The organism is Rhizobium sp. SVR5-9E (assembly GCF_056755095.1).
Window position 1 is genome coordinate 29176 of record NZ_JBNDHS010000013.1, and the last position, 19461, is coordinate 48636.

Sequence of the window (19461 nt, forward strand, 5' to 3'; positions counted from 1 at the left end):
TTCTTACCCTCCTTCCATCAGTGCCCGTCGGGCGGGACGTCGTCTTTGGGAACATTCGCGACCAGGTTCTTCCGATGGAAAATGAAGAGGCCGGCGAGGACGATCACGGCGGATCCCACCAGGATTTGGCTGTCCGGCAAATCGCCGAAGAAGAGATAGCCCAGGAGGATCGCCCATAGCAGCAGGCTGTATTGCAGCGGTGCCAGCAGCGAGGCCGGGGCGAGCTTGAGCGATCGGGTGATCATCATATGCGCGCTGCCGGCAACGATGCCGAGCGCCAGCATAGCCGCAAAATCGAGGGCAGAAACCGCGCGCCAGTTCCCGATGCTCAAGGCCAGGCCGGCAACCAAGGCCGCGACAGTCTGCCAGGTCACGAGCGTGACATCACTCGTCTGACGCAAGCGTCGGCTAAGGACGAGCGTCAGCGCGAAGGACAGGCTTCCGACAAGACCGAAGACCGAGGGCCAGGACAACATCGCCGACGAGGGTCGCAGCGCAATGACAACCCCGACGAAACCAAGGATGACAGCGAGCCAGCGGCGCCAGCCAATCGTCTCGCCCAGAAAGAAATGCGAGAGAGCCGCCACATAGATGGGACCGGCCATGTAGAATGTCATGACATCGGCAAGCGGGAGATAGGCAACCGCGGCATAGAAGAATGCGACATCCGCGGTCGTCAGCACCACGCGAAGGACGTGCAGTGGAGGACGCTCCACGCGAACGAGCGCGGCGGTTCCCTGCGCGACGATCATCGGCCCCAGAATGACAAAGGAGCCGAGCGACCGCACTACCAAAACCTGGCCGACAGAGAAGCTCGCAACCAGCCACTTGCCCATCGCATCATTCAGCGAGAACAGGAAGTCGCCGAGGAGCATCAGGAGGACCCCGGCGAGCACCGCATTGCCGGCGGCGCCGGTCGCGCGAACGTTCACGATGTTTCCTCCCAATCAGGCCATTTCGGTCGGCCTTTACCCGCTTTTGACAATATTGCAAGGCGGATGGCTTCCAACGTCCCGAATGCGCCGGGGATCGACCGGGTGACGACGCGTTCGCCCTTATCCAGCGCCCCGAATCGTTGCCAGTCAATCGGACTCCTATCAGCTGCCGAATGGCATTTCGTCTGGCCAATGTCGAAATGCGGCCTCACAATTCGTCTTCATGTAAATTGCTTTCAGGAGAGGTCGAATGAACGTGACGGACGACGAACTCGTTAGCTTCGAGGCGCACGGTGCGGCGCCGTTGCCGGTGGCTGACCGCGACGGCTTCGTCGAAAACGATGGTGCCGGGATCTGGCATGCCGCCTATGGCTCCGGCCCGGCTGTCATCTTGCTGCATGGCGGGCTCGGCAATGCCGGAAACTGGGGCTATCAGCTTCCAGCTCTCGTGAATTCCGGCCGGCAGGTGATCCTTATCGACAGCCGCGGGCATGGGCGCAGCACCCGCGACGAACGGTCGTTCAGCTATGAACGGATGGCATCGGACGTCCTCGCCGTCATGGATCACCTGAGGCTTCAAACGGCTGCGCTCGTCGGCTGGAGCGATGGCGCCTGCACGGCCTTGATCCTTGCCGACAAGCATCCGGAGCGGGTCTTCGGCGTCTTCTTCTTCGCCTGCAACATGGATCCGAGCGGCACCTTCGAGTTCAAGCCGACACCGGTTATCGACCGTTGCTTCAGCCGGCACCGTAAGGATTATCTGGCGCTTTCCGCAACGCCTAACGGGTTCGACGCCTTTGTCGCCGATGTGACGAAGATGATGCAGAGCGAACCGAACTATACTGCGGAGCAGCTCCAAGGCATCAGGGTCCCGGTTGCGATTGCGCTAGGGGAAAAGGATGAATTCATCCGCCGCGAGCATGCGGATTATCTGGCGCGGAACATCCCCGACGCCGAGCTCATTCTCATGCCCGGCGTCAGCCACTTCGCACCGCTGCAGCGACCCGAACTGTTCAACCGTGAAGTGCTCGGGTTTCTCGATAGACTCGGTTGAGGTTCAGAGACCGATTTCGCGCGCCCATGGCGGGTTTGCGCCAGCACGGGAGACGGTGACGGCCGCCGCCTTGGCGCCGAGAGACAACGCATTATGCAGCGCTTTCTCGTCGAGAGAGGCGACTTGGGTTTTGGTCAGCAGATTGTCCCTCTTCAGCGAAGCGAGAATGCCTGCGTCGAAGGTGTCGCCTGCACCGACCGTATCAACGACCGTTACGCGCTGGCTCGGAACCGCAACCTTGCGGTCCTTCGTGTAGCCCTCAGCGCCTTCCGCGCCCTTGGTGATGACGACGAGCTTGGCACCCTGCTTCAGCCAGAAGGCCGCCAGATCGTCATGGCTGCCTTCGAGGCCGAACCATGCGAGATCTTCGTCGGAGAATTTCAGAATGTCGGATTTAGCCGCCATGCGCTTGATGCGCGCCATGTGGGCTTCCTTGTTCTTGATGAAGCCGGGGCGAATGTTCGGGTCGAGCGAAATGATGCGCTTTTCCGCCTCCCGGTTAAGCAGCGCCTCATAGGTTTCGCCGCTGGGGCTCGGGATCAAGCTGATGGCACCGAAGTGCAGCGCCTCGCAATCGTCGCCAAGCGACGGGAGGTCCTCCGTCGTGATCATGCGGCCTGCCGTGCCTTCGTCATAGAACGCATAGGTGGCCTGACCGTTGACGAGCTTGACGAAGGCGATCGTCGAAGGGCGCGGCGTGATGGCGCAGAGGCTGTAATCGACATTGCTCGCCTTCAGCGTGTCGAGCAGGATTTCGCCCATCATGTCGTCGGCAATGCCGGTGAAGAAGGCGGTCGGCACGCCGAGCCTGCCAAGCGCAATCGCCGTGTTGAAGATCGCGCCGCCGGCATAGGGCGCAAAGCCCTGCTCGCCGAGCGTCGTTTCCCGCGGCAGCATGTCAATCAACGCTTCGCCACAGCACAAAATCATTCCGACCTCCCAGGCATTTGCGAATTTGGATGTTCAAATCGATTAAATAACTTCATGGCAAAAGCAAAGCGGCACTTCGCCTATTCTGCCCTAAAGCGACGAGATGCCACCGTGGCGTGCGGACCAGGCGAGCGGCGCGTCCAGGAACGCCTCGACTTCGCTAAGCGTTTTCTCGTCGAAGAGCTTCTGCGCTTTCGCAACGGCAAGAACATCGCGCCACGTAGCGATGTAGTGCAGCTTCACTTTACCATCGGCAAAGCGCAGCGCGCCCTCATCGAAAATGCCGTAGTAGAAGAGCGCGATGCCGTGTTCGACCACGCCACCAGCGGCGCGGACGGCATCAATGAACTTGAACATGCTGCCGCCGGCAGTCGTCAAGTCTTCAATGACGAGGACACGCGAGCCCTCCGGCATGTTGCCTTCAATCTGCGCGTTGCGGCCATGACCTTTCGGCTGTTTGCGGACATAGATCATCGGCAGGCTGAGGCGATCGGCGAGCAGCGCGGCAAACGGAATGCCCGCCGTTTCGCCGCCCGCGATGCAATCGAACTGCTCGAAGCCGGCCTCGCGCAACACAATACTGGAGGCAAAATCCATCACAGTCGAGCGGACACGCGGAAAGGAGAGCAGCTTGCGGCAATCGATATAGACCGGGCTCGCCATGCCGGAGGCGAACTTGTACGGCTGGGCGGCGTTGAAGTGCACCGCCTTGATCTCCCAGAGCATCTTCGCCACGAGTTCCGCCATCACGGCGCGGTCGGTGAATGTCGTCTGGATCATCGCTCTCTCCTTTGCTCAAATCTATGGGGCCATAGCAGCAAGCACGGCAAGATTCCAGAACGGCGAACGCCTTGGCGCGAAGAATGCCGGCAAAAACGGCCTCTCCGGGCAGTGTCGTGGCATCTGCCAACCGGAATGGCTCTGTGGCAGGAGATGTCGCCTTCTTTCAGCTTGCACGGCCGCGCGACGGGCATATCGTTGTGGCATGGAACATATCGAAATCTTCCAACGGCTCGGTGTGGCGCTTGCGATCGGTCTGCTCGTCGGCGTCGAGCGCGGCTGGCAAGAGCGCGACATACGCGCGGGCGGGAGAACCGCGGGTATCCGTACATTCGGGCTCACCGGCTTTCTCGGCGGAATAGCCGGAACGCTTCATTCCATGACCGGCCCCTTCCTGCCCGCGACGATCGCGCTGTTGCTCGGCCTCGCCTATATCGCAGGCAAGTGGCAGGAAACACAGGAAGACGAGGACTACAGCATAACCTCTGTCGTGGCCGCACTCGTGGTTTTCGGGCTCGGCGCCCTTGCCGCTCTCGGTGATATCGTCACTGCGGCAGCTGGCGGCGTTGCAACAGCGGTAATCCTTGCTGCACGCCAGAAGCTGCACGGCTTTCTCAGAGGCTTGACATGGCGGGAGTTGCGCTCGGCGCTGATGCTGCTCGCCATGACGGTGATTGCGCTGCCGCTCCTGCCGGACAGGGCACTCGACCCTTGGGGTGCGCTCAATCCTTTCTCTCTCTGGGTGCTGACCATCACCATCGCAGCCCTTTCCTTTGCCGGCTACATCGCAATCAAGGCGACAGGCACGAGCCGAGGCATTCTACTGGCAGGAGCGGCGGGAGGGCTGGTGTCTTCCACCGCACTGACGCTCTCCTTTGCCCGGTACTCAAAGGAAGCGCCTGAGGGTTCGACCCATCTTGCGGCCGGAGCAGCGATCGCAGGCGCCTTGTCCTTTGCCCGCGTCCTGATTATCGGCGCCGCCTTGTCCTTCGACTTGCTTGCCCCGCTTGCGTCCGCCCTGATCCCGGCGATCATCGGCCTTCTGGTTGCAGGTCTCTATTGTGTCTGGCGCTCCGGCTCCGGAACCGAGGTGCCGGAAATAAAGCTGAAGAACCCCTTTGAGTTGCGGGCAGTTCTCTCCTTCGCGGCGCTACTCGGATTAATCAGCCTGGTATCGAAGATGACCATCGACTACCTCGGCGCGGCTGCGCTTTTTGCCGTAGCCGCGATCTCCGGTCTTGTTGATGTGGACGCAATCACGCTTTCAACGGCGCGGCTGGCGGGCTCTGCGATCAACGTCAAAACAGCCTCGGACGTCATCCTGATCGCGGTGGCCGTCAACACGGCGACGAAGGCGATTCTGGCCTCCACCGGCGGCGCGCGGCAATATGGGATCGCTTTGGGGCTGGCGTCGACCGTCGCCGTTGCCATGGGCGGCGTGGCCTATTTCGCGTTCCGCAGCTTTATCGGCGACTAACACGAGCCGCTATCGAGGAGTCCGCCGATATCGGCCGGCAGCATCCTCTTGTAGAGCGCCATCGCGGCCCGTCCTTCCTCCTCGCTGACCGAGATCGAATAGCGCACGGCCGCCGCCAGCAGATGCATCGTCAGCCGCGCAACCGAGAGCAATTCGTGCGCTTCACGCTTCGGCCAGAGCTTCGCCAGAACCGTGAATAGTCTCTGTGCGTGGAATTCCATGTCCTCGGCGTCGACCTGCTGCAACAGCTTGTCGGCCTGCGTTGCGTGCCAGATGTCGCGCATGACAGGCTCGCGGCGGAAAAAGTCATAATACTGATCAACGATGTTGCAGAGCGCCTGCTGCAGCGTTTCGGGGCTCGTCACCTTGGCCAACTCCTGCTCGACGCAGTGTCTGCCCTGCTCGTTGAAGCGCTCGGCGAGGGTTCGGATGATGGAGCTCTTGTCCGGGAAATACTGGTACAGCGCACCGAAGGAAAGTCCCGCCTTTTCGACGATTTCGCTCATCTTCAGGGCATCGCTGCCCCTTGTTTCGATCAGTTCGACCGCCACCGAGAGGATCTTCTCGAAACGGTCACGCCCCCGCTGCTGACGCGGAATCCGTCTCGGCTGGCCAGTCGGCTCCTGCTGTCTCTTGCGCTTGACCGCCGCCGGCTCCGGCATTCGCTGCTCCAATTTTCGATTGACTCTTAAAATAAGAGAGTTTATCTCATTAAGCAAATGAGAGAGTTTCTCTCTTTTTAGGAAGAGGATTCGACATGCAGAATGCGGAAATCATCCTTGTCGGCGGATCGGGCAAAACCGGCGGCCGTGTAGCGGCACGCCTCGAAAATCTCGGCCTCAAGCATCGCCTCGCCTCGCGGTCCACCGCCCGCCCTTTCGATTGAAATAAGACGACCTGGCCCGCGGCACTCGCAGGGGGCACTAGCGTATACGTTGCCTTTCAGCCCGATCTCGCCGTCGCGTGGGCGGCCGACGCTATCGGCGCACTGGCCAAGACAACCGTAGAATGCGGCCTGCGGCACATCGTGCTGCTGTCCGGCCGTGGTGAGGACGGCGCCGAGCGTAGCGAAGAGGTACTCAAGGCTTCGGGCATTGACTACACGATCCTGCGAGCCTCCTGGTTCTTCCAGAACTTCAGCGAAGGCGCGTTTGCGGAATCAATTGCTGCGGGAGAACTCGCGCTGCCGGCGGGTGAGGTAAAGGAACCCTTCATCGATGCCGACAACATTGCCGACGCCGCCGTTGCAGCACTGACCGATCCGCGCCATCGCGGCAAAACCTACGAGCTGACTGGACCTTGCGCGCTCACTTTCAGCGAGGCGGTTGCCGAGATTGCCGCAGCGTCCGGCAGGCCGATCCGCTACCGGCAGATAGCGATGGCCGAATTTAAAGCCGTCCTTTCCTTGGGCGGCATGCCGGAAGACGCAATTGATCTTCTGGAAGAGCTCTTCAGTCAGGTGCTCGACGGCCGCAATTCGCGCGTCATGCACGGCGTGAAGGAAATCCTCGGGCGGCCCCCGAAAGACTTCGGCCAATATGTCCGCGAGGCCGCGGCGACCGGCGTCTGGAGGGCATGAACATGGCGACGATCCTCATGCTCGCACTTGCGGCGGCGGCGATCGGCAGCGGTCTTGTTGCCGGTATCTTCTTCGCCTTTTCGACCTTCATCATGGTGGCCTTCGCCCGCATTCCGCCGGAGCAGGGAATCGCGGCGATGAATTCGATCAACGTCACCATCGTGCGCTCGCCTTTCATGGTGCTGTTCGTTCCGACCGCGATCCTGTGCGTGCTGATCGGCGTCCTAGCGCTCATCGATTGGCGTGGAAGCGCCAGCGTCTGGATGTTGGCTGGTGCGACGCTCTATGTCGTTGCATGCTTCATCTCGACCATCGTTTTCAACGTGCCGATGAACGATGCGCTGGCGAAAGTCAGCGGCAGCGGGGCAGAAGCGGTAAGCGTGTGGAATAGCTATCTGAAGGACTGGACGCGGTGGAACCATGTTCGCACCGCCGCATCGCTCCTTGCCGCAATCGCGTTCGTCCGGGCCCTGATGATCCTGTGATTGATCAAGCGCCGGACGGTGCTGTCCTCCCGCCACTCTTTAGCGGCAAGTGGCCGTGACCGCACAGTTAGCGTTCAACCTCCCAATGCAGGGGGAACATGGGGTCGAACACGGTCACCAGTCCGGCACCTGTTTCGACTTTTGCCGGAAACGCCACGGGTTTTTCACGCCTCACGAGCGTGATGCGCTCTTCGTTCGGCTGAAGGCCATACCAGGCGGGGCCGCTCAGCGAGACAAAGGCTTCGAGCTTTTCGAGCGCGTTTTCCTGTTCAAAGACATGCGCAAGGCAGCTCATAGTGTTAACCGACGTGTAGATGCCGGCGCAGCCGCAGGCGCATTCCTTCAGCGGATCGATATGCGGTGCCGAATCCGTGCCGAGGAAGAAGCGCTGGTCGCCGCTGACCGCTGCCGCACGCAACGCAAGCCGATGGTTTTCGCGTTTGGCGACCGGCAGGCAGTAATAATGCGGGCGAATGCCGCCGACGAGGATGGCATTGCGGTTGATGATCAGGTGATGTGTGGTGATGGAGCCTGCGAGGTTGGCCTTCGACGACTTGATGTAGTTGATGCCGTCGGCCGTCGTGACATGCTCCATCGTGACCTTCAGCTCCGGCAGGCGCTTGCGCAAAGGGTCCAGCACGGTTTCGATGAACACCGCTTCGCGATCGAAGATGTCGACCTCGGGCGTCGTGACTTCGCCATGCACGCAGAGCGGCAGACCGATCTTCGCCATGCGCTCCAACACCGGCATCGCCTTTTCCAGGTCGCGCACGCCGCCATGTGAATTGGTGGTGGCACCTGCCGGATAGAGTTTCACCGCCGTTATCAGACCGATTTTGTAGCCTTCCTCCACATCGTCGGCGCTCGTGTGCTCCGTGAGATAGAGTGTCATCAGCGGCTCGAAGCGATCGCCCTTCGGCAGGGCTTTCATGATCCGCTCGCGATAGGCTGCCGCGTCCGCCGTCGTCACGACCGGCGGCACGAGGTTCGGCATGATGATGGCGCGAGCGAAATCGCGGCTGGTATCGCCGATCACCCCTTCGAGCATGGCGCCGTCACGTAGGTGGAGGTGCCAGTCATCTGGACGGCGAATGGTGATCGATTGCATGCTGCGGCTCCGGCGGCTGGCCTATAGGTTCAGCCCCGGCATTATCACCCCTGTGCAGGCAATGGCAACATTTTGCCTCGGATTTTCAGACCGGCGGACCGTACTGGTTCGGGTCGGGCGTTCCTGGGCGGATATACCAGATGAGCAGGATGATCCAGCCGATCAGCGGGACGAGACCGACCAGAATCCACCAGCCGGAGTGGTCTATGTCGTGCAGTCGCCGGACAGCGACGGCAAGGCTGGGAAGCAGCACGCCGAGGCCATAGATTGCACCGAGGATTTCGTGGCCGAACAGCAGATTGTCGATGAATGCAACGACCAAAGACGCGATCACATTGAAGAGCGCAAACAACCAAAATTCCGGACGCCCGGCCCGGCCGCTGAAGACAGCGTATTTTGAGAAGACTGACGATACGGCTTCCGTGAAGTTCATGTCCGGCTCCCTCTGGCCCGCAGAACCTCCGCTGCAAAGCAGAAGTTGTATTCGGGTGAGGATGCACCGATTCTCCAGGCTCCGCAAGGCGAGCACGCCAGGCGCAATCACACAGGATCAGGCAATCTCGAGCGTGATATCGGCGGGACGGCGGTTGGCGAGGATCAGCCTGCCGTTCGGTAGGTCGTTGCCATAGACCTTGGCGCTCGCTTGCTCTTCCGTCAGCTTGTAGCCGCGCCAGCGCGCCCAGAGGCGCTCTTCCAGGACCTCGATCGGCGGGGCGAGCATGACGGTGTAGTCGAAGATGCCCTCGAGCTCCGCCCACTTGCCGAGGCTAAGCAGCAGATAGTTGCCCTCGACGATGATGAAGCGATGTTCCGGCGAGACGACGCGGGCAGAGGCGATCGCAAGTTCGCGCGAGCGGTCGAAGACCGGCACGAGAACCTCCTGATCCGCAGGCCTGACAGCGCGTATGATATCGAGGAAGCCGCGGACATCGAAGGTTTCCGGGATGCCCTTGCGGGCGAGCAGGCCGCGCTCGATGAGGATTGCGTTGTCCATGTGAAAGCCGTCCATGGGCAGCACTTCCGCGCTCTCGCCCCTCGCTTTCAGCGCCTCGGCCAGACCCTCCGCCATGGTGGATTTGCCGGCACCCGGCGGACCGGCGATGGCGATCAGGAACCGCCTTGCATCGCCGGCGCGTCTGATGACCTCGCCGGCGATGTTTTCAATCTCTTCGCTCATGCGGCGACCGTTTCCGCGGGAGGTGTCTTGGCGCCGGTCATGAAGGCGACGGCGTCGGACATTGTGTACTCCTTCGGATTGATAACCGTCAGGCGGCGACCGAGACGGTGGATGTGGATGCGGTCAGCCACTTCGAAGACATGCGGCATGTTGTGGGAGATGAGCACGATCGGCAGGCCGCGGGCCCGAACATCCAGGATCAGTTCCAGAACCCGCCGGCTTTCCTTGACGCCGAGAGCAGCCGTCGGTTCGTCCATGATGACCATCTTCGAGCCGAAGGCAGCCGCACGAGCCACTGCCACGCCCTGGCGCTGGCCACCCGAGAGCGTTTCCACCGCCTGGTTGATGTTCTGGATGGTCATCAGGCCGAGTTCGTTAAGCTTGCCACGAGCCGCCTTCTCCATTGCGGAATGATCGAGCTTGCGCAGGAACTTGCCCATGAAGCCCGGCTTGCGGATTTCGCGGCCAAGGAACATGTTGTCGGCAATCGAGAGGGCCGGTGACAGCGCCAGGTTCTGATACACCGTCTCGATGCCGGCCTTGCGGGCATCGATCGGCGAACGGAAATGCACCGGCTGCCCTTCGAGGCGGATTTCTCCCTCGTCCGCATGGATCGCGCCAGAGATGGCCTTAATCAGCGACGACTTGCCAGCGCCGTTATCGCCGATAACGGCAAGGATTTCGCCCGGGTAGAGATCGAAATCGGCGTGGTCCAGAGCCGTGACCCGGCCGTAACGCTTGACGAGGCCGCGCGCCGTGAGAATGGGTTCCTGAGCCATCAGCCTGCTACCTTTCTGATCCACTGGTCAATCGCGACGGCAGCAATGATGAGCACGCCGATCAAGAGATAAGTCCATTGCACGTCCGTCCCAAGCAGGCGCAGACCGAGCGAGAAGACGCCGACGATCAGCGCGCCAAAGAGCATACCCAGGATCGAACCGCGCCCGCCGAAGAGCGAGATGCCGCCGATCACCACCGCCGTAATGGATTCAATATTGGCGAACTGGCCCGCGGTCGGAGAGACGGAGCCGAGCCGGCCAATCAAGGCCCAGCCCGCGAGCGCACAGATCAAGCCCGAAAGAACGTAGACGGAAATCAGCATGCGCTTGACGTTGACGCCGGACAGCTGCGCCGCTTCCGGATCGTCGCCGACGGCATAAAGATGCCGGCCCCATGCGGTGTGGTTGAGCACGTACCAGAGCAGAGCCACCAGCAGCACCAGAACGATGACGCCATAGGTGAAGACCGCACCGCCGACACGGAACGTGTTGCCGAAGAACTGCAGCATCGGCGCATTCGCCTCGATGTCCTGCGCCCGAATGGTCTCATTCGCGGAATAGAGGAAGTTCGTCGCCAGCACGATCTGCCACATGCCGAGCGTGACGATGAATGGCGGCAGCTTCATGCGCGCAACGAGCAGCCCGTTGATATAGCCGCAGAGCGCGCCCAGAGCGAAACCGCCGAGAATGGCGATAGTCGGCGGAAAGCCGTAGCGGAAGACGAACTGCCCCATGACGACGGAAGAGAGGACCATGATAGCGCCAACCGACAGGTCGATGCCGGCGGTCATGATGACCAGCGTCTGGGCCGCGCCGACGATGCCGGTAATCGCGACCTGCTGCAGGATCAGCGTCAAGGCAAAGGCAGAGAAAAACTTGGTCCCGAGCAGGACCCCGAAGACGATCAGCGACAGTACCAGCACGATCAGCGACACTGTCGACGGGCTGGAGTGCAGGAAATGCTGGAACTTCTGAAGGGCTGTCCGCTCATGCGTGTCGAATGAGGCGACCTCGGTCGAACTGTCCCTGAGAACTTTTTCGTAGTCGTGATGCGGTGCGGCTGTTGTAGGCTCGCTCATGGATATTCCTCCCGCCTGTGCCCCATTTCCGGGGGCGCATCGCTGCCCGGCTTGCAGGGTCCGGTATTTTAGCGATTTCGATTAAGCTGCACCCAATTCGGCGTGCTGTCAAAGATGAGTCGGGCAGCGGGGGCAAGCGCGCCCCCGCCTTCGCATCGGCTGCGGCTTCCTAGCCCCAGCACTTGTCCATGCCTGCCTTGGTGTCGATCGATTCGACACCCGATGCGGGCTTGTCGGTCACCAGCGCGACACCCGTATCGAAGAAATTCTTTCCTTCTGTCGGCTTAGGCTTTTCGCCGCTGTCGGCGAACTTCTTGATGGCTTCCATGCCGAGCGCCGCCATCTGCAGCGGATACTGCTGAGACGTCGCGCCAATGACGCCTTCCGTGACGTTCTTGACGCCCGGGCAGCCACCATCAACGGAGACGATCAGGACGTCCTTGTCGCGTCCGACGGCCTTCAGGGACTGGAACGCACCGGCAGCGGCCGGCTCGTTGATCGTATAGACGACATTGATGGTCGGATCCTTCTGGAGAAGGTTCTCCATCGCGGTGCGTCCACCTTCCTCGTTACCGTTGGTGACGTCGTGGCCGACGATGCGCGAGTCGTCCTCGTCGCCGATCTTGTTGGGATCCTTCGTATCCATGCCAAAGCCCGTCATGAAGCCCTGGTCACGGAGGACGCCGACCGTCGGCTGTGCCGGGGTCAGGTCGAGGAAGGCGACTTTCGCATCCTTGGCGGCATCGCCGAGCGTTGCGGCGGCCCACTGGCCGATCAACTTTCCAGCAAGGAAGTTGTCAGTGGCGAAGGTGGAATCAGCCGCATCGATCGGATCGAGAGGCGTATCCAGCGCGATCACCAGAATTCCCGCATCACGCGCCTTTTTCACCACGGGAACGATGCCCTTGGTATCGGAGGCGGTCAGCAGAATACCTTTTGCCCCGTCTGCTATGCAGGTTTCGATGGCCGCCACCTGAGTTTCACTGTCGCCGTCGATCTTGCCCGCGTAGGACTTCAGCGTCATGCCAAGCTCTTTGGCCTTGGCAGTCGCACCTTCCTTCATCTTCACGAAAAAGGGATTGGTGTCGGTTTTGGTGATCAGGCAGGCGGAAACATCTGCCGCCATCGCCGGAGCGGAAAAGGCGACGCCGAGCGCAAGCGCGCCGAAAGCAAGAACTGATTTCTTCATGAACTCCTCCCACAGATTAGCCGGAACGCCCGCATGGCAGAACCGGAATATGAAAGCACGGGACGGCGCTGCGGATTGGTCAAAGGTCTCCCCCAAGGCCGTCCCTACCGTTGACGATCGCAATTAAGAGCGAAAACAAATTCGCTTGTCAATAAATAAATCTGATTGAATTATTAATTCCCTATGGCATGCTGACAAAAAATCAGGCATAGGCCAATGAACAGGAGGAGTGGCCAATGTCGTCCTTGGACGGTCCGGTGCAAGCACCGGCTCCACCACCTATTCTGAACCCCGCCGGAGGCGCGAACCAGATCAGGGTGCGCGCCTATAATGAGCGGCTTGTCCTTTCGCTGGTACGCCTCTACGGCTCCCTTTCGAAAGCCGATATCGCACGCCGCAGCGGTCTTTCCGCCCAGACCGTTTCCGTCATCATGCGGGAATTGGAGAAGGAGGGCCTGCTTTCAAGAGGCGAACCCGTGCGCGGCCGCGTCGGGCAACCGTCGATCCCGATGCTTCTCAACCCGGACGCCGTCTATTCCTTCGGGGTCAAAATGGGTCGCCGCAGCGCCGATCTGGTGTTGATGGATTTCGTCGGACGCATTCGCATGCAACTGCACCGGACCTATGCCTATCCATTGCCCGGCGAAATACTTGATTTTATCATCGCCGGCATTGGGGAGCTCGAAAGCAGGCTTGACGACAAGCAGCGAAGCCGTGTCGCTGGACTGGGCATTGCGGCTCCTTTCGAGCTTTGGAACTGGGCTGACGAGGTCGGTGCCCCGGAGGGCGCGATGGAGGTCTGGCGCGGGTTCGACCTGCAGGCCGAAGTTGCGGCCCGTGTCTCGCATCCGGTCTATCTGCAAAACGACGCGACCAGCGCCTGCGGAGCGGAGCTCGTCTTCGGCGTCGGCCCGTCCTATCCCGATTTCGTCTATCTTTTCATCGGCTCTTTCATCGGCGGCGGCATCGTCCTCAACTCGGCGATCTTCTCCGGCCGCACGGGCACCGCAGGCGCGATCGGCCCTCTCCCGGTCCGCGGCAAGAATGGTGAAAACCGTCAGCTTCTCGATATCGCCTCGATCTTCGTGCTTGAAAACATGCTGCGCGAGAAGGGCATCGACCCTCAGCCGCTCTGGTATTCCGCCAACGACTGGGTGGATTTCGGCGAACCGATGGAAACCTGGATCCAGGATACGGCGAAAGCGCTGGCGCAGGCGATCGTCGCTGCAGCCTCGATCATTGATTTCAGCGCCGCCGTCATCGACGGCGGCTTCCCCGGCTGGGTGCGCAAGCGTATCGTGCATGCGACCATCCAGGAAGCGGCGAAGCTTGACCTGCAGGGCGTCGTCATGCCGGAGATTATCGAAGGCGCGGTCGGGGCCCAGGCACGCGCCATCGGCGGAGCGAGCCTGCCGATTTTCGCCCGCTATCTGACCGATCAGAATGTACTCTTCAAGGAGATCGAGAATGCTGAAGGGGCTTGATCCTCTCTTGAGTCCGCAATTGCTTGCGACGCTACGAGAGATGGGCCACGGCGACGAAATCGCCATCGTCGACGGCAATTATCCGGGTGTCGAGCATGCGCGCCGGCTGATCCGCCTCGACGGCCACGCTATCGTGCCTGTACTCGACGCCGTTCTCAGCGTCCTGCCGATCGACGACTTCGTGCCGGAAGCGATCTTCCGATCGACGGTGAAATCCGAGCGCGACAAGCTCGACCCCGTGCACGAGGAGATGATCGATTGCTGTGCCAAGCACGAGCCACATCGCCAAGTGACGCCACTCGTCGGCCAGGATTTCTATAATCGCGTACGTGCCGCCCACGCCGTCATCCAGACGAGCGAGCCGCGCCTCTACGCCAACATTATCCTGCGCAAGGGGGTCATCTATCCGAAAGCCCCCGGCGAGGACGTCAAGACGACGGCAGAGCCTTTCGACTACTAGAGCGGCTCAGCTTTTCACGGAATCACGGAACCGCTCTATCTCTTTGTTTTCACGCAATTCCGGACGGAAAACCGCTGCGTACTTTTCCTGGAATTGCTAACGCTCAAATCTCGCCCGCCTGCGGTCCCCAGACGTCCGTCAGAGCAAAACCGCCAGGATGCGGATCGAAGGGGTCGAGCGCCACCTGCGACAGGCCGAAGGTGAAGCCGCGGCCGGTGATCGTCGGAATGATCGCAGGGCGGCCCGCGACTTCGGTGACCGCCTGCAGGCCGACCTCGAATTCCGAGCCGATGATCGAACGCGACTTGAAGACGTCGCCGACCTTGGCGGTGCCGCGGGCATAACGCGTGGCGAGGTTGGCGGAATTGCCGGTGCCGCAGGGCGAGCGGTCGGCGCGGCCGGGCCACATGGTCGTGCAGGTGCGTACCGTGCCGTCTGCTTCGAGATCGCGGAACATCACATAGGCAACGCCCGAGATGGCCGGGATTTCCGGATGCACGACCGGCACGGCACGGTTGATGAGGTCTTTCAGGATCATGCCGGCCTGGACAAGGGCCGCGGCATTGGCCTTCTCGATCGTCAGGTTGATCTGACCGACATCGACAAGCGCATAGAAGATGCCGCCATAGCATATATCGACCTTGATCGTGCCCCAATGCGGCGTCTCGACCGGCACGTCGAGTTCATGCACGAAGGAGGGCACCATGGTGAGCTTCACCTTTTCACAGCGTCCGTCGCGGCAGGTCGCGACCGCCTTGACGAGACCGGCAGCCGTTTCCAGCGTGACGACGGTTTCCGGCTCCTGCATTTCGACGATTCCGGATTCGAGCAGCGCTGTGGTCACGCAGATCGAGTTCGAACCGGAACTCGCATGCGCCTGATCCGGTTGCAGGATGATGAAGGCAGCATCTGCATCGGGGTGCTTCGGCGGCAGCAGCAGGTTGACGGAGCCGATCGGGGCGCCGCGCGGCTCCAGGCAGAGGAAGCGGCGAAGCTCCTGCCCCTTCGGATCGCTGTTCAGCCAGGCAAGCTGCGCGGCGACTGTCTCGCCAGGGATCTTCGGCACGCCGCCGATCGCGACCTTGCCAATTTCGCCTTCCGCATGGACATCCAGAAGCTGGATCGTGCGCTTCCATCTCATCGTTCAAACTCCAAAATCAAACGTGGCGCGTGATGCCGCCATCGACGCGGATATTCTGGCCGGTGATGTAGCCGGCGCCGTCAGAGAGCAGGAAGGCCGCAGTCTTGGCGATTTCTTCCATGTGGCCGATACGCTTCATCGGGATCTTCTCGGCAGTTTCCGGCTTGTGGTTGAGGCTGTCGATATAGCCGGGAAGGATGCAGTTCATGCGGATGTTGTCAGCCGCATAGCGATCCGAATAGAGCTTGGTAAACGCGCCCGCTGCTGCGCGGTAGGTACAGGAAACAGGAAAGATCAGCGACGGCTCGTAGGCGGCGAAAGTCGTGATGTTGACGAAGGCGCCCTTGCCTTGCTTCAGCATCACCGGTGTCACGAGCCGCGCCATGCGCACCAGCGAAAGCACCATCATGTCTGAACCGAGGGTCCAATTCTCGTCGGTGATGTCCAGGAGGTCGCCCTTGGGCGGATGGCCGGTGTGGTTCACCACCGCATCGATGCGGCCATAGGTCCTCATTGTCAGGTCGAAGATCGCCTGAATGTCCTCTGCCTTTTCCGCGACGCCGCGGGAGGCGACGCCGCCGAGCTCCGCCGCCAGCTTTTCGCAGCTTTCGGAAGGCGACATCAGTGCCAGGCGGTAGCCTTGTGCGGCGAGCTCGCGGGCGATTGCCTCGCCCATGCCCCGGCCGCCACCGGTAATCAGCGCTACGGGTTTCGCATTATCCGGCATCGGTTTCCTCCTAGTATCGATCAATGCGGAAAGGGGTCATGCCGACCGCAGGCTCGGCCCCTGTCACCATATCGGCGATCAACCGCGCTGTCGTTGCCGAAAGCGTCAGGCCGAGATGACCGTGGCCGGTCGCATACCAGACGCCAGGCACCTTCGATGAAGGCGAGATAATCGGAATCGTGTCCGGCAACGCGGGGCGGTGGCCCATCCACTCGGACGCCTCTTCGATTTTCAAACCCGGCAGCGCGCGCTGTGCATGCCGTACCAGCACGCGCGCCCGGCGGAAATCCGGTGGTGCTGCAAGACCCGCAAGTTCGACATTCCCGCCGACGCGAATGCCTCCTGCCGTCGGCGTTACCATGAAGGCACGATGCGGCCAGATGACCGCATAACGCATGGAGATGCCGGGTTTCATGACCTGCGTATGATAGCCGCGCTCAGTTTCGAGCGGGATCGGCTCGCCGAGCCTTTCGGCAAGCGCGCGTGTATGCACCCCAGCTGCCAGCACGACAGAGTTTACCTCAATGGCCCTACCATCCTCGAGCAACACGACTGCAGCCCCACCCGGCTTGCGTTCGATGTTGCGCACCGCGCCGGAGACGAAGCGCGTGCCTGCCGCCTGGGCGGCATCCGCCAATTTGACAACCAACTGGTACGGATCGCGGATGGATTTGTTGTCTGGCAAAAGCACGGCCTTTGCGATCGAAGGCGAAAGTTCCGGCTCGTAGTGCCGGATCGCGCCGCCGTTCAGCACCTCGAAATCGAAGCCGTAGCGCTGCATTATCTCGATATGACCGCGATCGGCGGCAAATTCGGCCTCGGTCTCATAGATCGCGAGGCAGCCCTCCTCCGTCATCAGCTCCGGCGCGCCGATCGCAGAAAGCATGGCGCGGAAATCGCCAAGTGCCTGGCGAGTCAGGCTCATGCCTGCATCTTCGATCTCGCGAAGGCGGGATGGACGTCCGGCCGCAATGAAGCGTAGGAACCAAGGCAGCATTTTCGGCGCGTAGGATGGACGCAGCCAGACCGGCCCCTCGGGGTCCATCAGCCAGCCTGGAATTCTCTTCCACGTCGCCGGGCCGGAGCCCGCGGCGAAGTCAAGCGCAATACTGGCCATGTTGCCGTAGGAGGTGCCGCGGCCGGGCTCGCCTTTATCGATCAATGTCACCTGGAAGCCGCGCCGCTGCAGTTCGAAAGCGATCGAAGCGCCGATCACGCCCGCACCGACAACGGCCACGGTCGGCCTGATTTCATTGCTCATGTCATCATCCATCAGAGGCAACGGCTTCGGGCCGCGATTTGCCTCTGTGATATATCAGAACTGCACGAATGCCTATGGGAAATTTTATTGCGTCGGCAAGCCGGCGCCGACCGTATCTCCGACCGAGCCCGCGGTATTTTCCATGGACTGGCCGAGGCGTTTCAGCTGGGCATTGTAGTTACGTCGCGTGCGCCGATCAAAGATCGCAATCGGCGTGCTGACGGCGACGCTCGTCGCACTTCCGACGGTTTGTGCCGCGCCGATCGCGACAGCGCCAACCGCCTCCCCGAGGCCCACCCGCGAATCGGTAATCGTCTGGCCGGCAATCAGCCGGTCGCCGATCAGTTTCACGACCTCCGGGCTTTCAGCGAATTTGCCATGGTTCAGCCTGTCGCCGCCCTTGAGCTTGGTGAGATCGAGGACAGTGATACCCGCCGCCTCGAGCTTGCTGCGATAAGGCTCCACGGAAGGATCAATCTGGCCAAGGCGATCGACGTTGCCGGAAATGCGGCGTGACAGCGCAAGAGCCCGGTCGTCCTGCGAAACGAAGATGGTGAAGTGGGGCCGCTCCTTGCCAAGGCTGGCGAACTGGCGGCCGAAGACGTCGACATCGAGATCAGGCGAGGCAAGGATGACGTTGTTGATCTTGCTTGCAACATGCCCGTCGCGGATCGCCATCTGGCGCAGCGCCTCGACCGTCAGCCAGGTGCCCATCGAATGGGCCATGATGGTGATATCGCCGACCGCAGGATTTTGGGCAGCGCGGTGCAGCAGCTCTTCCAGCGCGTCGCGGGAATAGTTGGTGCTTTCCTTGTCGTAATTATAGTCGAAGATGCTGCCGCGTGATGGCCAGGTGAAGACGACCGGGGCGACGTCCGCGTGCGAATCGTGAACGATCTGCGCGAAGCGGTAGACCGAATCTTCGTAGAGATTGTTGAAGCCGTGGACGAAGATCAGCACACGGCGGCTCTTCGGCATATGGTTCTTCAGCCAGACCTCGCCGGGCTTTTCGCCTTCCAACGGATCGACCGACACGGTAACAAAATCACGAAGCGGATCTGCCGGCAGGCGCTTCGGCCATTGCACCTGACCGATCTTGCGGTTGGCATCCGGCGGGATAGACACCTCGACGGCATTTAGCATCAGGCCGGAGCCACGCTCGCCGGAAAAGAGAACGGCCGGATCTTTGTCCGGTGCGCGGGTGGTTGCGACGAGAAGATCGACTTCGGACGTGCCGGGCTGCGCTGATCCGACCGGCGTCATCACGCCGATATGCCGCCCACCGCAGGCTGACAACAAGAAGGTGGCGAGCGTTACGCTCACAAGCGTCTTCCGCATCGCCGCCAATCCATCAAACATCGCCTACCCTAAACATCGGCGCCTGACCGGACGCGCTGGATGGCGGCCTAATAACCAGCGGGCGCAATGGGAGTCAAATAAGGCAGCCGCCTGCGGACGATAGCTTCGCGGATTGGAATTGGTGTTTGGAGGTTGAAATAGAAAAGAGCCCGGCGCGGGAGGAGGTGCACCGGGCTCTTGATCCTGACTGGTTAACTGGGAGGAGGAGTGTTACCAGTCGAAGTAAGGAGCGCTGGGAGGAGGAGTGCGCTGCTTACGAGGCTATGAATACCCAATTAATTTCATCGGGAATAGAGATATTACCGCAACGCAGCAATGCACTTTTCGCATGGCTTAACGGAGCAATATTGCAAAGCCGCCTCATTTTGCAGCAATTTTGGATCGGGGGTTAAATTATTGCGCAAAATATGACCGCATAAAGTCGATGTCTTCCCGGTCTGCCAATCACCCCGCGGTT

At 61.1% G+C, this 19461-nt stretch carries 19 protein-coding genes and 1 pseudogene; 6 read left to right on the top strand and 14 right to left on the bottom strand.

Features of this window, described 5'->3' with window-relative positions:
- Window positions 1-17: 17 nt before the first annotated feature.
- Entirely contained in the window at window positions 18-932 is a 915-nt protein-coding gene (locus ACPYOJ_RS09215) for a DMT family transporter (RefSeq protein ID WP_481415971.1), read from the bottom strand.
- Window positions 933-1185: 253 nt separating this feature from the next.
- Between ACPYOJ_RS09215 and ACPYOJ_RS09220 the strand changes: the two genes are divergently transcribed.
- Complete coding sequence (locus ACPYOJ_RS09220) at window positions 1186-1989, top strand: alpha/beta fold hydrolase (protein WP_481415972.1); 804 nt, start codon at window positions 1186-1188, stop codon at window positions 1987-1989.
- 3 nt (window positions 1990-1992) lie between these two features.
- On the opposite strand, the gene ACPYOJ_RS09225 is transcribed toward ACPYOJ_RS09220, so the two are convergent.
- Both ACPYOJ_RS09225 and ACPYOJ_RS09230 read right to left on the bottom strand, forming a co-directional pair.
- Window positions 1993-2919 (bottom strand): carbohydrate kinase family protein, encoded by a 927-nt coding sequence (locus ACPYOJ_RS09225; protein ID WP_481415973.1) that lies wholly within the window; start codon window positions 2917-2919, stop codon window positions 1993-1995.
- A 90-nt stretch (window positions 2920-3009) separates the two neighbouring features.
- Complete coding sequence (locus tag ACPYOJ_RS09230) at window positions 3010-3699, bottom strand: orotate phosphoribosyltransferase (RefSeq protein WP_481415974.1); 690 nt, start codon at window positions 3697-3699, stop codon at window positions 3010-3012.
- Window positions 3700-3904: 205 nt separating this feature from the next.
- Here ACPYOJ_RS09230 and ACPYOJ_RS09235 point away from each other — a divergent pair, with 205 nt between their 5' ends.
- Complete coding sequence (locus ACPYOJ_RS09235; RefSeq protein ID WP_481415975.1) at window positions 3905-5176, top strand: MgtC/SapB family protein; 1272 nt, start codon at window positions 3905-3907, stop codon at window positions 5174-5176.
- On the opposite strand, the gene ACPYOJ_RS09240 is transcribed toward ACPYOJ_RS09235, so the two are convergent.
- On the bottom strand, window positions 5173-5838 hold the full coding sequence (locus ACPYOJ_RS09240; protein WP_481415976.1) for a TetR/AcrR family transcriptional regulator: 666 nt from the start codon (window positions 5836-5838) through the stop codon (window positions 5173-5175). The two genes, ACPYOJ_RS09235 and ACPYOJ_RS09240, sit on opposite strands and share 4 nt — an antisense overlap.
- Before the next feature lie 95 nt (window positions 5839-5933).
- Here ACPYOJ_RS09240 and ACPYOJ_RS09245 point away from each other — a divergent pair.
- Together ACPYOJ_RS09245 and ACPYOJ_RS09250 are read left to right on the top strand one after the other, a co-directional pair.
- Window positions 5934-6755: pseudogene (locus ACPYOJ_RS09245) on the top strand (NmrA family NAD(P)-binding protein).
- A 2-nt stretch (window positions 6756-6757) separates the two neighbouring features.
- Window positions 6758-7240: an anthrone oxygenase family protein gene (locus ACPYOJ_RS09250; RefSeq protein ID WP_481415977.1), complete on the top strand. Its 483-nt coding sequence runs from the start codon at window positions 6758-6760 to the stop codon at window positions 7238-7240.
- Window positions 7241-7307: 67 nt separating this feature from the next.
- Here ACPYOJ_RS09250 and pyrC read toward each other — a convergent pair whose 3' ends face one another.
- The 6 genes from pyrC to ACPYOJ_RS09280 all read right to left on the bottom strand — a co-directional run bounded on the left by pyrC (window position 7308) and on the right by ACPYOJ_RS09280 (window position 12572).
- Window positions 7308-8348, bottom strand: coding sequence for a dihydroorotase (gene pyrC, locus ACPYOJ_RS09255; RefSeq protein WP_481415978.1), 1041 nt, complete (start codon window positions 8346-8348; stop codon window positions 7308-7310).
- Between the two features lie 85 nt (window positions 8349-8433).
- Entirely contained in the window at window positions 8434-8781 is a 348-nt protein-coding gene (locus ACPYOJ_RS09260; protein WP_481415979.1) for a DUF805 domain-containing protein, read from the bottom strand.
- Between the two features lie 117 nt (window positions 8782-8898).
- Complete coding sequence (locus tag ACPYOJ_RS09265; RefSeq protein WP_481415980.1) at window positions 8899-9525, bottom strand: nucleoside triphosphate hydrolase; 627 nt, start codon at window positions 9523-9525, stop codon at window positions 8899-8901.
- The gene (locus ACPYOJ_RS09270) at window positions 9522-10304 is read right to left on the bottom strand and encodes an ATP-binding cassette domain-containing protein (protein ID WP_481415981.1); all 783 of its coding nucleotides are present in this window, start codon (window positions 10302-10304) and stop codon (window positions 9522-9524) included. Before ACPYOJ_RS09270 ends, ACPYOJ_RS09265 begins: the two co-directional genes overlap by 4 nt.
- On the bottom strand, window positions 10304-11383 hold the full coding sequence (locus ACPYOJ_RS09275) for an ABC transporter permease (protein ID WP_481415982.1): 1080 nt from the start codon (window positions 11381-11383) through the stop codon (window positions 10304-10306). The genes ACPYOJ_RS09270 and ACPYOJ_RS09275 overlap by 1 nt, the downstream gene beginning before the upstream one ends.
- A gap of 169 nt (window positions 11384-11552) precedes the next feature.
- Window positions 11553-12572, bottom strand: coding sequence for a substrate-binding domain-containing protein (locus ACPYOJ_RS09280; protein WP_481415983.1), 1020 nt, complete (start codon window positions 12570-12572; stop codon window positions 11553-11555).
- 236 nt (window positions 12573-12808) lie between these two features.
- Here ACPYOJ_RS09280 and ACPYOJ_RS09285 point away from each other — a divergent pair, with 236 nt between their 5' ends.
- Window positions 12809-14056, top strand: coding sequence for an ROK family transcriptional regulator (locus ACPYOJ_RS09285; RefSeq protein ID WP_481415984.1), 1248 nt, complete (start codon window positions 12809-12811; stop codon window positions 14054-14056).
- Complete coding sequence (locus ACPYOJ_RS09290) at window positions 14040-14516, top strand: RbsD/FucU family protein (RefSeq protein ID WP_481415985.1); 477 nt, start codon at window positions 14040-14042, stop codon at window positions 14514-14516. Before ACPYOJ_RS09285 ends, ACPYOJ_RS09290 begins: the two co-directional genes overlap by 17 nt.
- Window positions 14517-14619: 103 nt before the next feature.
- On the opposite strand, the gene ACPYOJ_RS09295 is transcribed toward ACPYOJ_RS09290, so the two are convergent.
- The 4 genes from ACPYOJ_RS09295 to ACPYOJ_RS09310 form a co-directional block, all read right to left on the bottom strand.
- Window positions 14620-15657: a 4-hydroxyproline epimerase gene (locus tag ACPYOJ_RS09295; protein ID WP_481415986.1), complete on the bottom strand. Its 1038-nt coding sequence runs from the start codon at window positions 15655-15657 to the stop codon at window positions 14620-14622.
- A gap of 16 nt (window positions 15658-15673) precedes the next feature.
- Entirely contained in the window at window positions 15674-16384 is a 711-nt protein-coding gene (locus ACPYOJ_RS09300) for an SDR family oxidoreductase (RefSeq protein ID WP_481415987.1), read from the bottom strand.
- 10 nt (window positions 16385-16394) lie between these two features.
- Window positions 16395-17645, bottom strand: a complete 1251-nt coding sequence (locus ACPYOJ_RS09305) for an NAD(P)/FAD-dependent oxidoreductase (protein WP_481415988.1) — start codon at window positions 17643-17645, stop codon at window positions 16395-16397.
- An 84-nt stretch (window positions 17646-17729) separates the two neighbouring features.
- The gene (locus ACPYOJ_RS09310; protein WP_481415989.1) at window positions 17730-18983 is read right to left on the bottom strand and encodes an alpha/beta hydrolase; all 1254 of its coding nucleotides are present in this window, start codon (window positions 18981-18983) and stop codon (window positions 17730-17732) included.
- Between the last annotated feature and the right edge of the window lie 478 nt (window positions 18984-19461).

Bases quoted from the DNA above. Each gene is read 5' to 3' on its own strand.
- ACPYOJ_RS09220 (WP_481415972.1), top strand. From the start codon at position 1,186: ATGAACGTGACGGACGACGAACTCGTTAGCTTCGAGGCGCACGGTGCG.
- ACPYOJ_RS09225 (WP_481415973.1), bottom strand. From the start codon at position 2,919: ATGATTTTGTGCTGTGGCGAAGCGTTGATTGACATGCTGCCGCGGGAA.
- ACPYOJ_RS09230 (WP_481415974.1), bottom strand. From the start codon at position 3,699: ATGATCCAGACGACATTCACCGACCGCGCCGTGATGGCGGAACTCGTG.
- ACPYOJ_RS09235 (WP_481415975.1), top strand. From the start codon at position 3,905: ATGGAACATATCGAAATCTTCCAACGGCTCGGTGTGGCGCTTGCGATC.
- ACPYOJ_RS09240 (WP_481415976.1), bottom strand. From the start codon at position 5,838: ATGCCGGAGCCGGCGGCGGTCAAGCGCAAGAGACAGCAGGAGCCGACT.
- ACPYOJ_RS09250 (WP_481415977.1), top strand. From the start codon at position 6,758: ATGGCGACGATCCTCATGCTCGCACTTGCGGCGGCGGCGATCGGCAGC.
- pyrC (WP_481415978.1), bottom strand. From the start codon at position 8,348: ATGCAATCGATCACCATTCGCCGTCCAGATGACTGGCACCTCCACCTA.
- ACPYOJ_RS09260 (WP_481415979.1), bottom strand. From the start codon at position 8,781: ATGAACTTCACGGAAGCCGTATCGTCAGTCTTCTCAAAATACGCTGTC.
- ACPYOJ_RS09265 (WP_481415980.1), bottom strand. From the start codon at position 9,525: ATGAGCGAAGAGATTGAAAACATCGCCGGCGAGGTCATCAGACGCGCC.
- ACPYOJ_RS09270 (WP_481415981.1), bottom strand. From the start codon at position 10,304: ATGGCTCAGGAACCCATTCTCACGGCGCGCGGCCTCGTCAAGCGTTAC.
- ACPYOJ_RS09275 (WP_481415982.1), bottom strand. From the start codon at position 11,383: ATGAGCGAGCCTACAACAGCCGCACCGCATCACGACTACGAAAAAGTT.
- ACPYOJ_RS09280 (WP_481415983.1), bottom strand. From the start codon at position 12,572: ATGAAGAAATCAGTTCTTGCTTTCGGCGCGCTTGCGCTCGGCGTCGCC.
- ACPYOJ_RS09285 (WP_481415984.1), top strand. From the start codon at position 12,809: ATGTCGTCCTTGGACGGTCCGGTGCAAGCACCGGCTCCACCACCTATT.
- ACPYOJ_RS09290 (WP_481415985.1), top strand. From the start codon at position 14,040: ATGCTGAAGGGGCTTGATCCTCTCTTGAGTCCGCAATTGCTTGCGACG.
- ACPYOJ_RS09295 (WP_481415986.1), bottom strand. From the start codon at position 15,657: ATGAGATGGAAGCGCACGATCCAGCTTCTGGATGTCCATGCGGAAGGC.
- ACPYOJ_RS09300 (WP_481415987.1), bottom strand. From the start codon at position 16,384: ATGCCGGATAATGCGAAACCCGTAGCGCTGATTACCGGTGGCGGCCGG.
- ACPYOJ_RS09305 (WP_481415988.1), bottom strand. From the start codon at position 17,645: ATGAGCAATGAAATCAGGCCGACCGTGGCCGTTGTCGGTGCGGGCGTG.
- ACPYOJ_RS09310 (WP_481415989.1), bottom strand. From the start codon at position 18,983: ATGCGGAAGACGCTTGTGAGCGTAACGCTCGCCACCTTCTTGTTGTCA.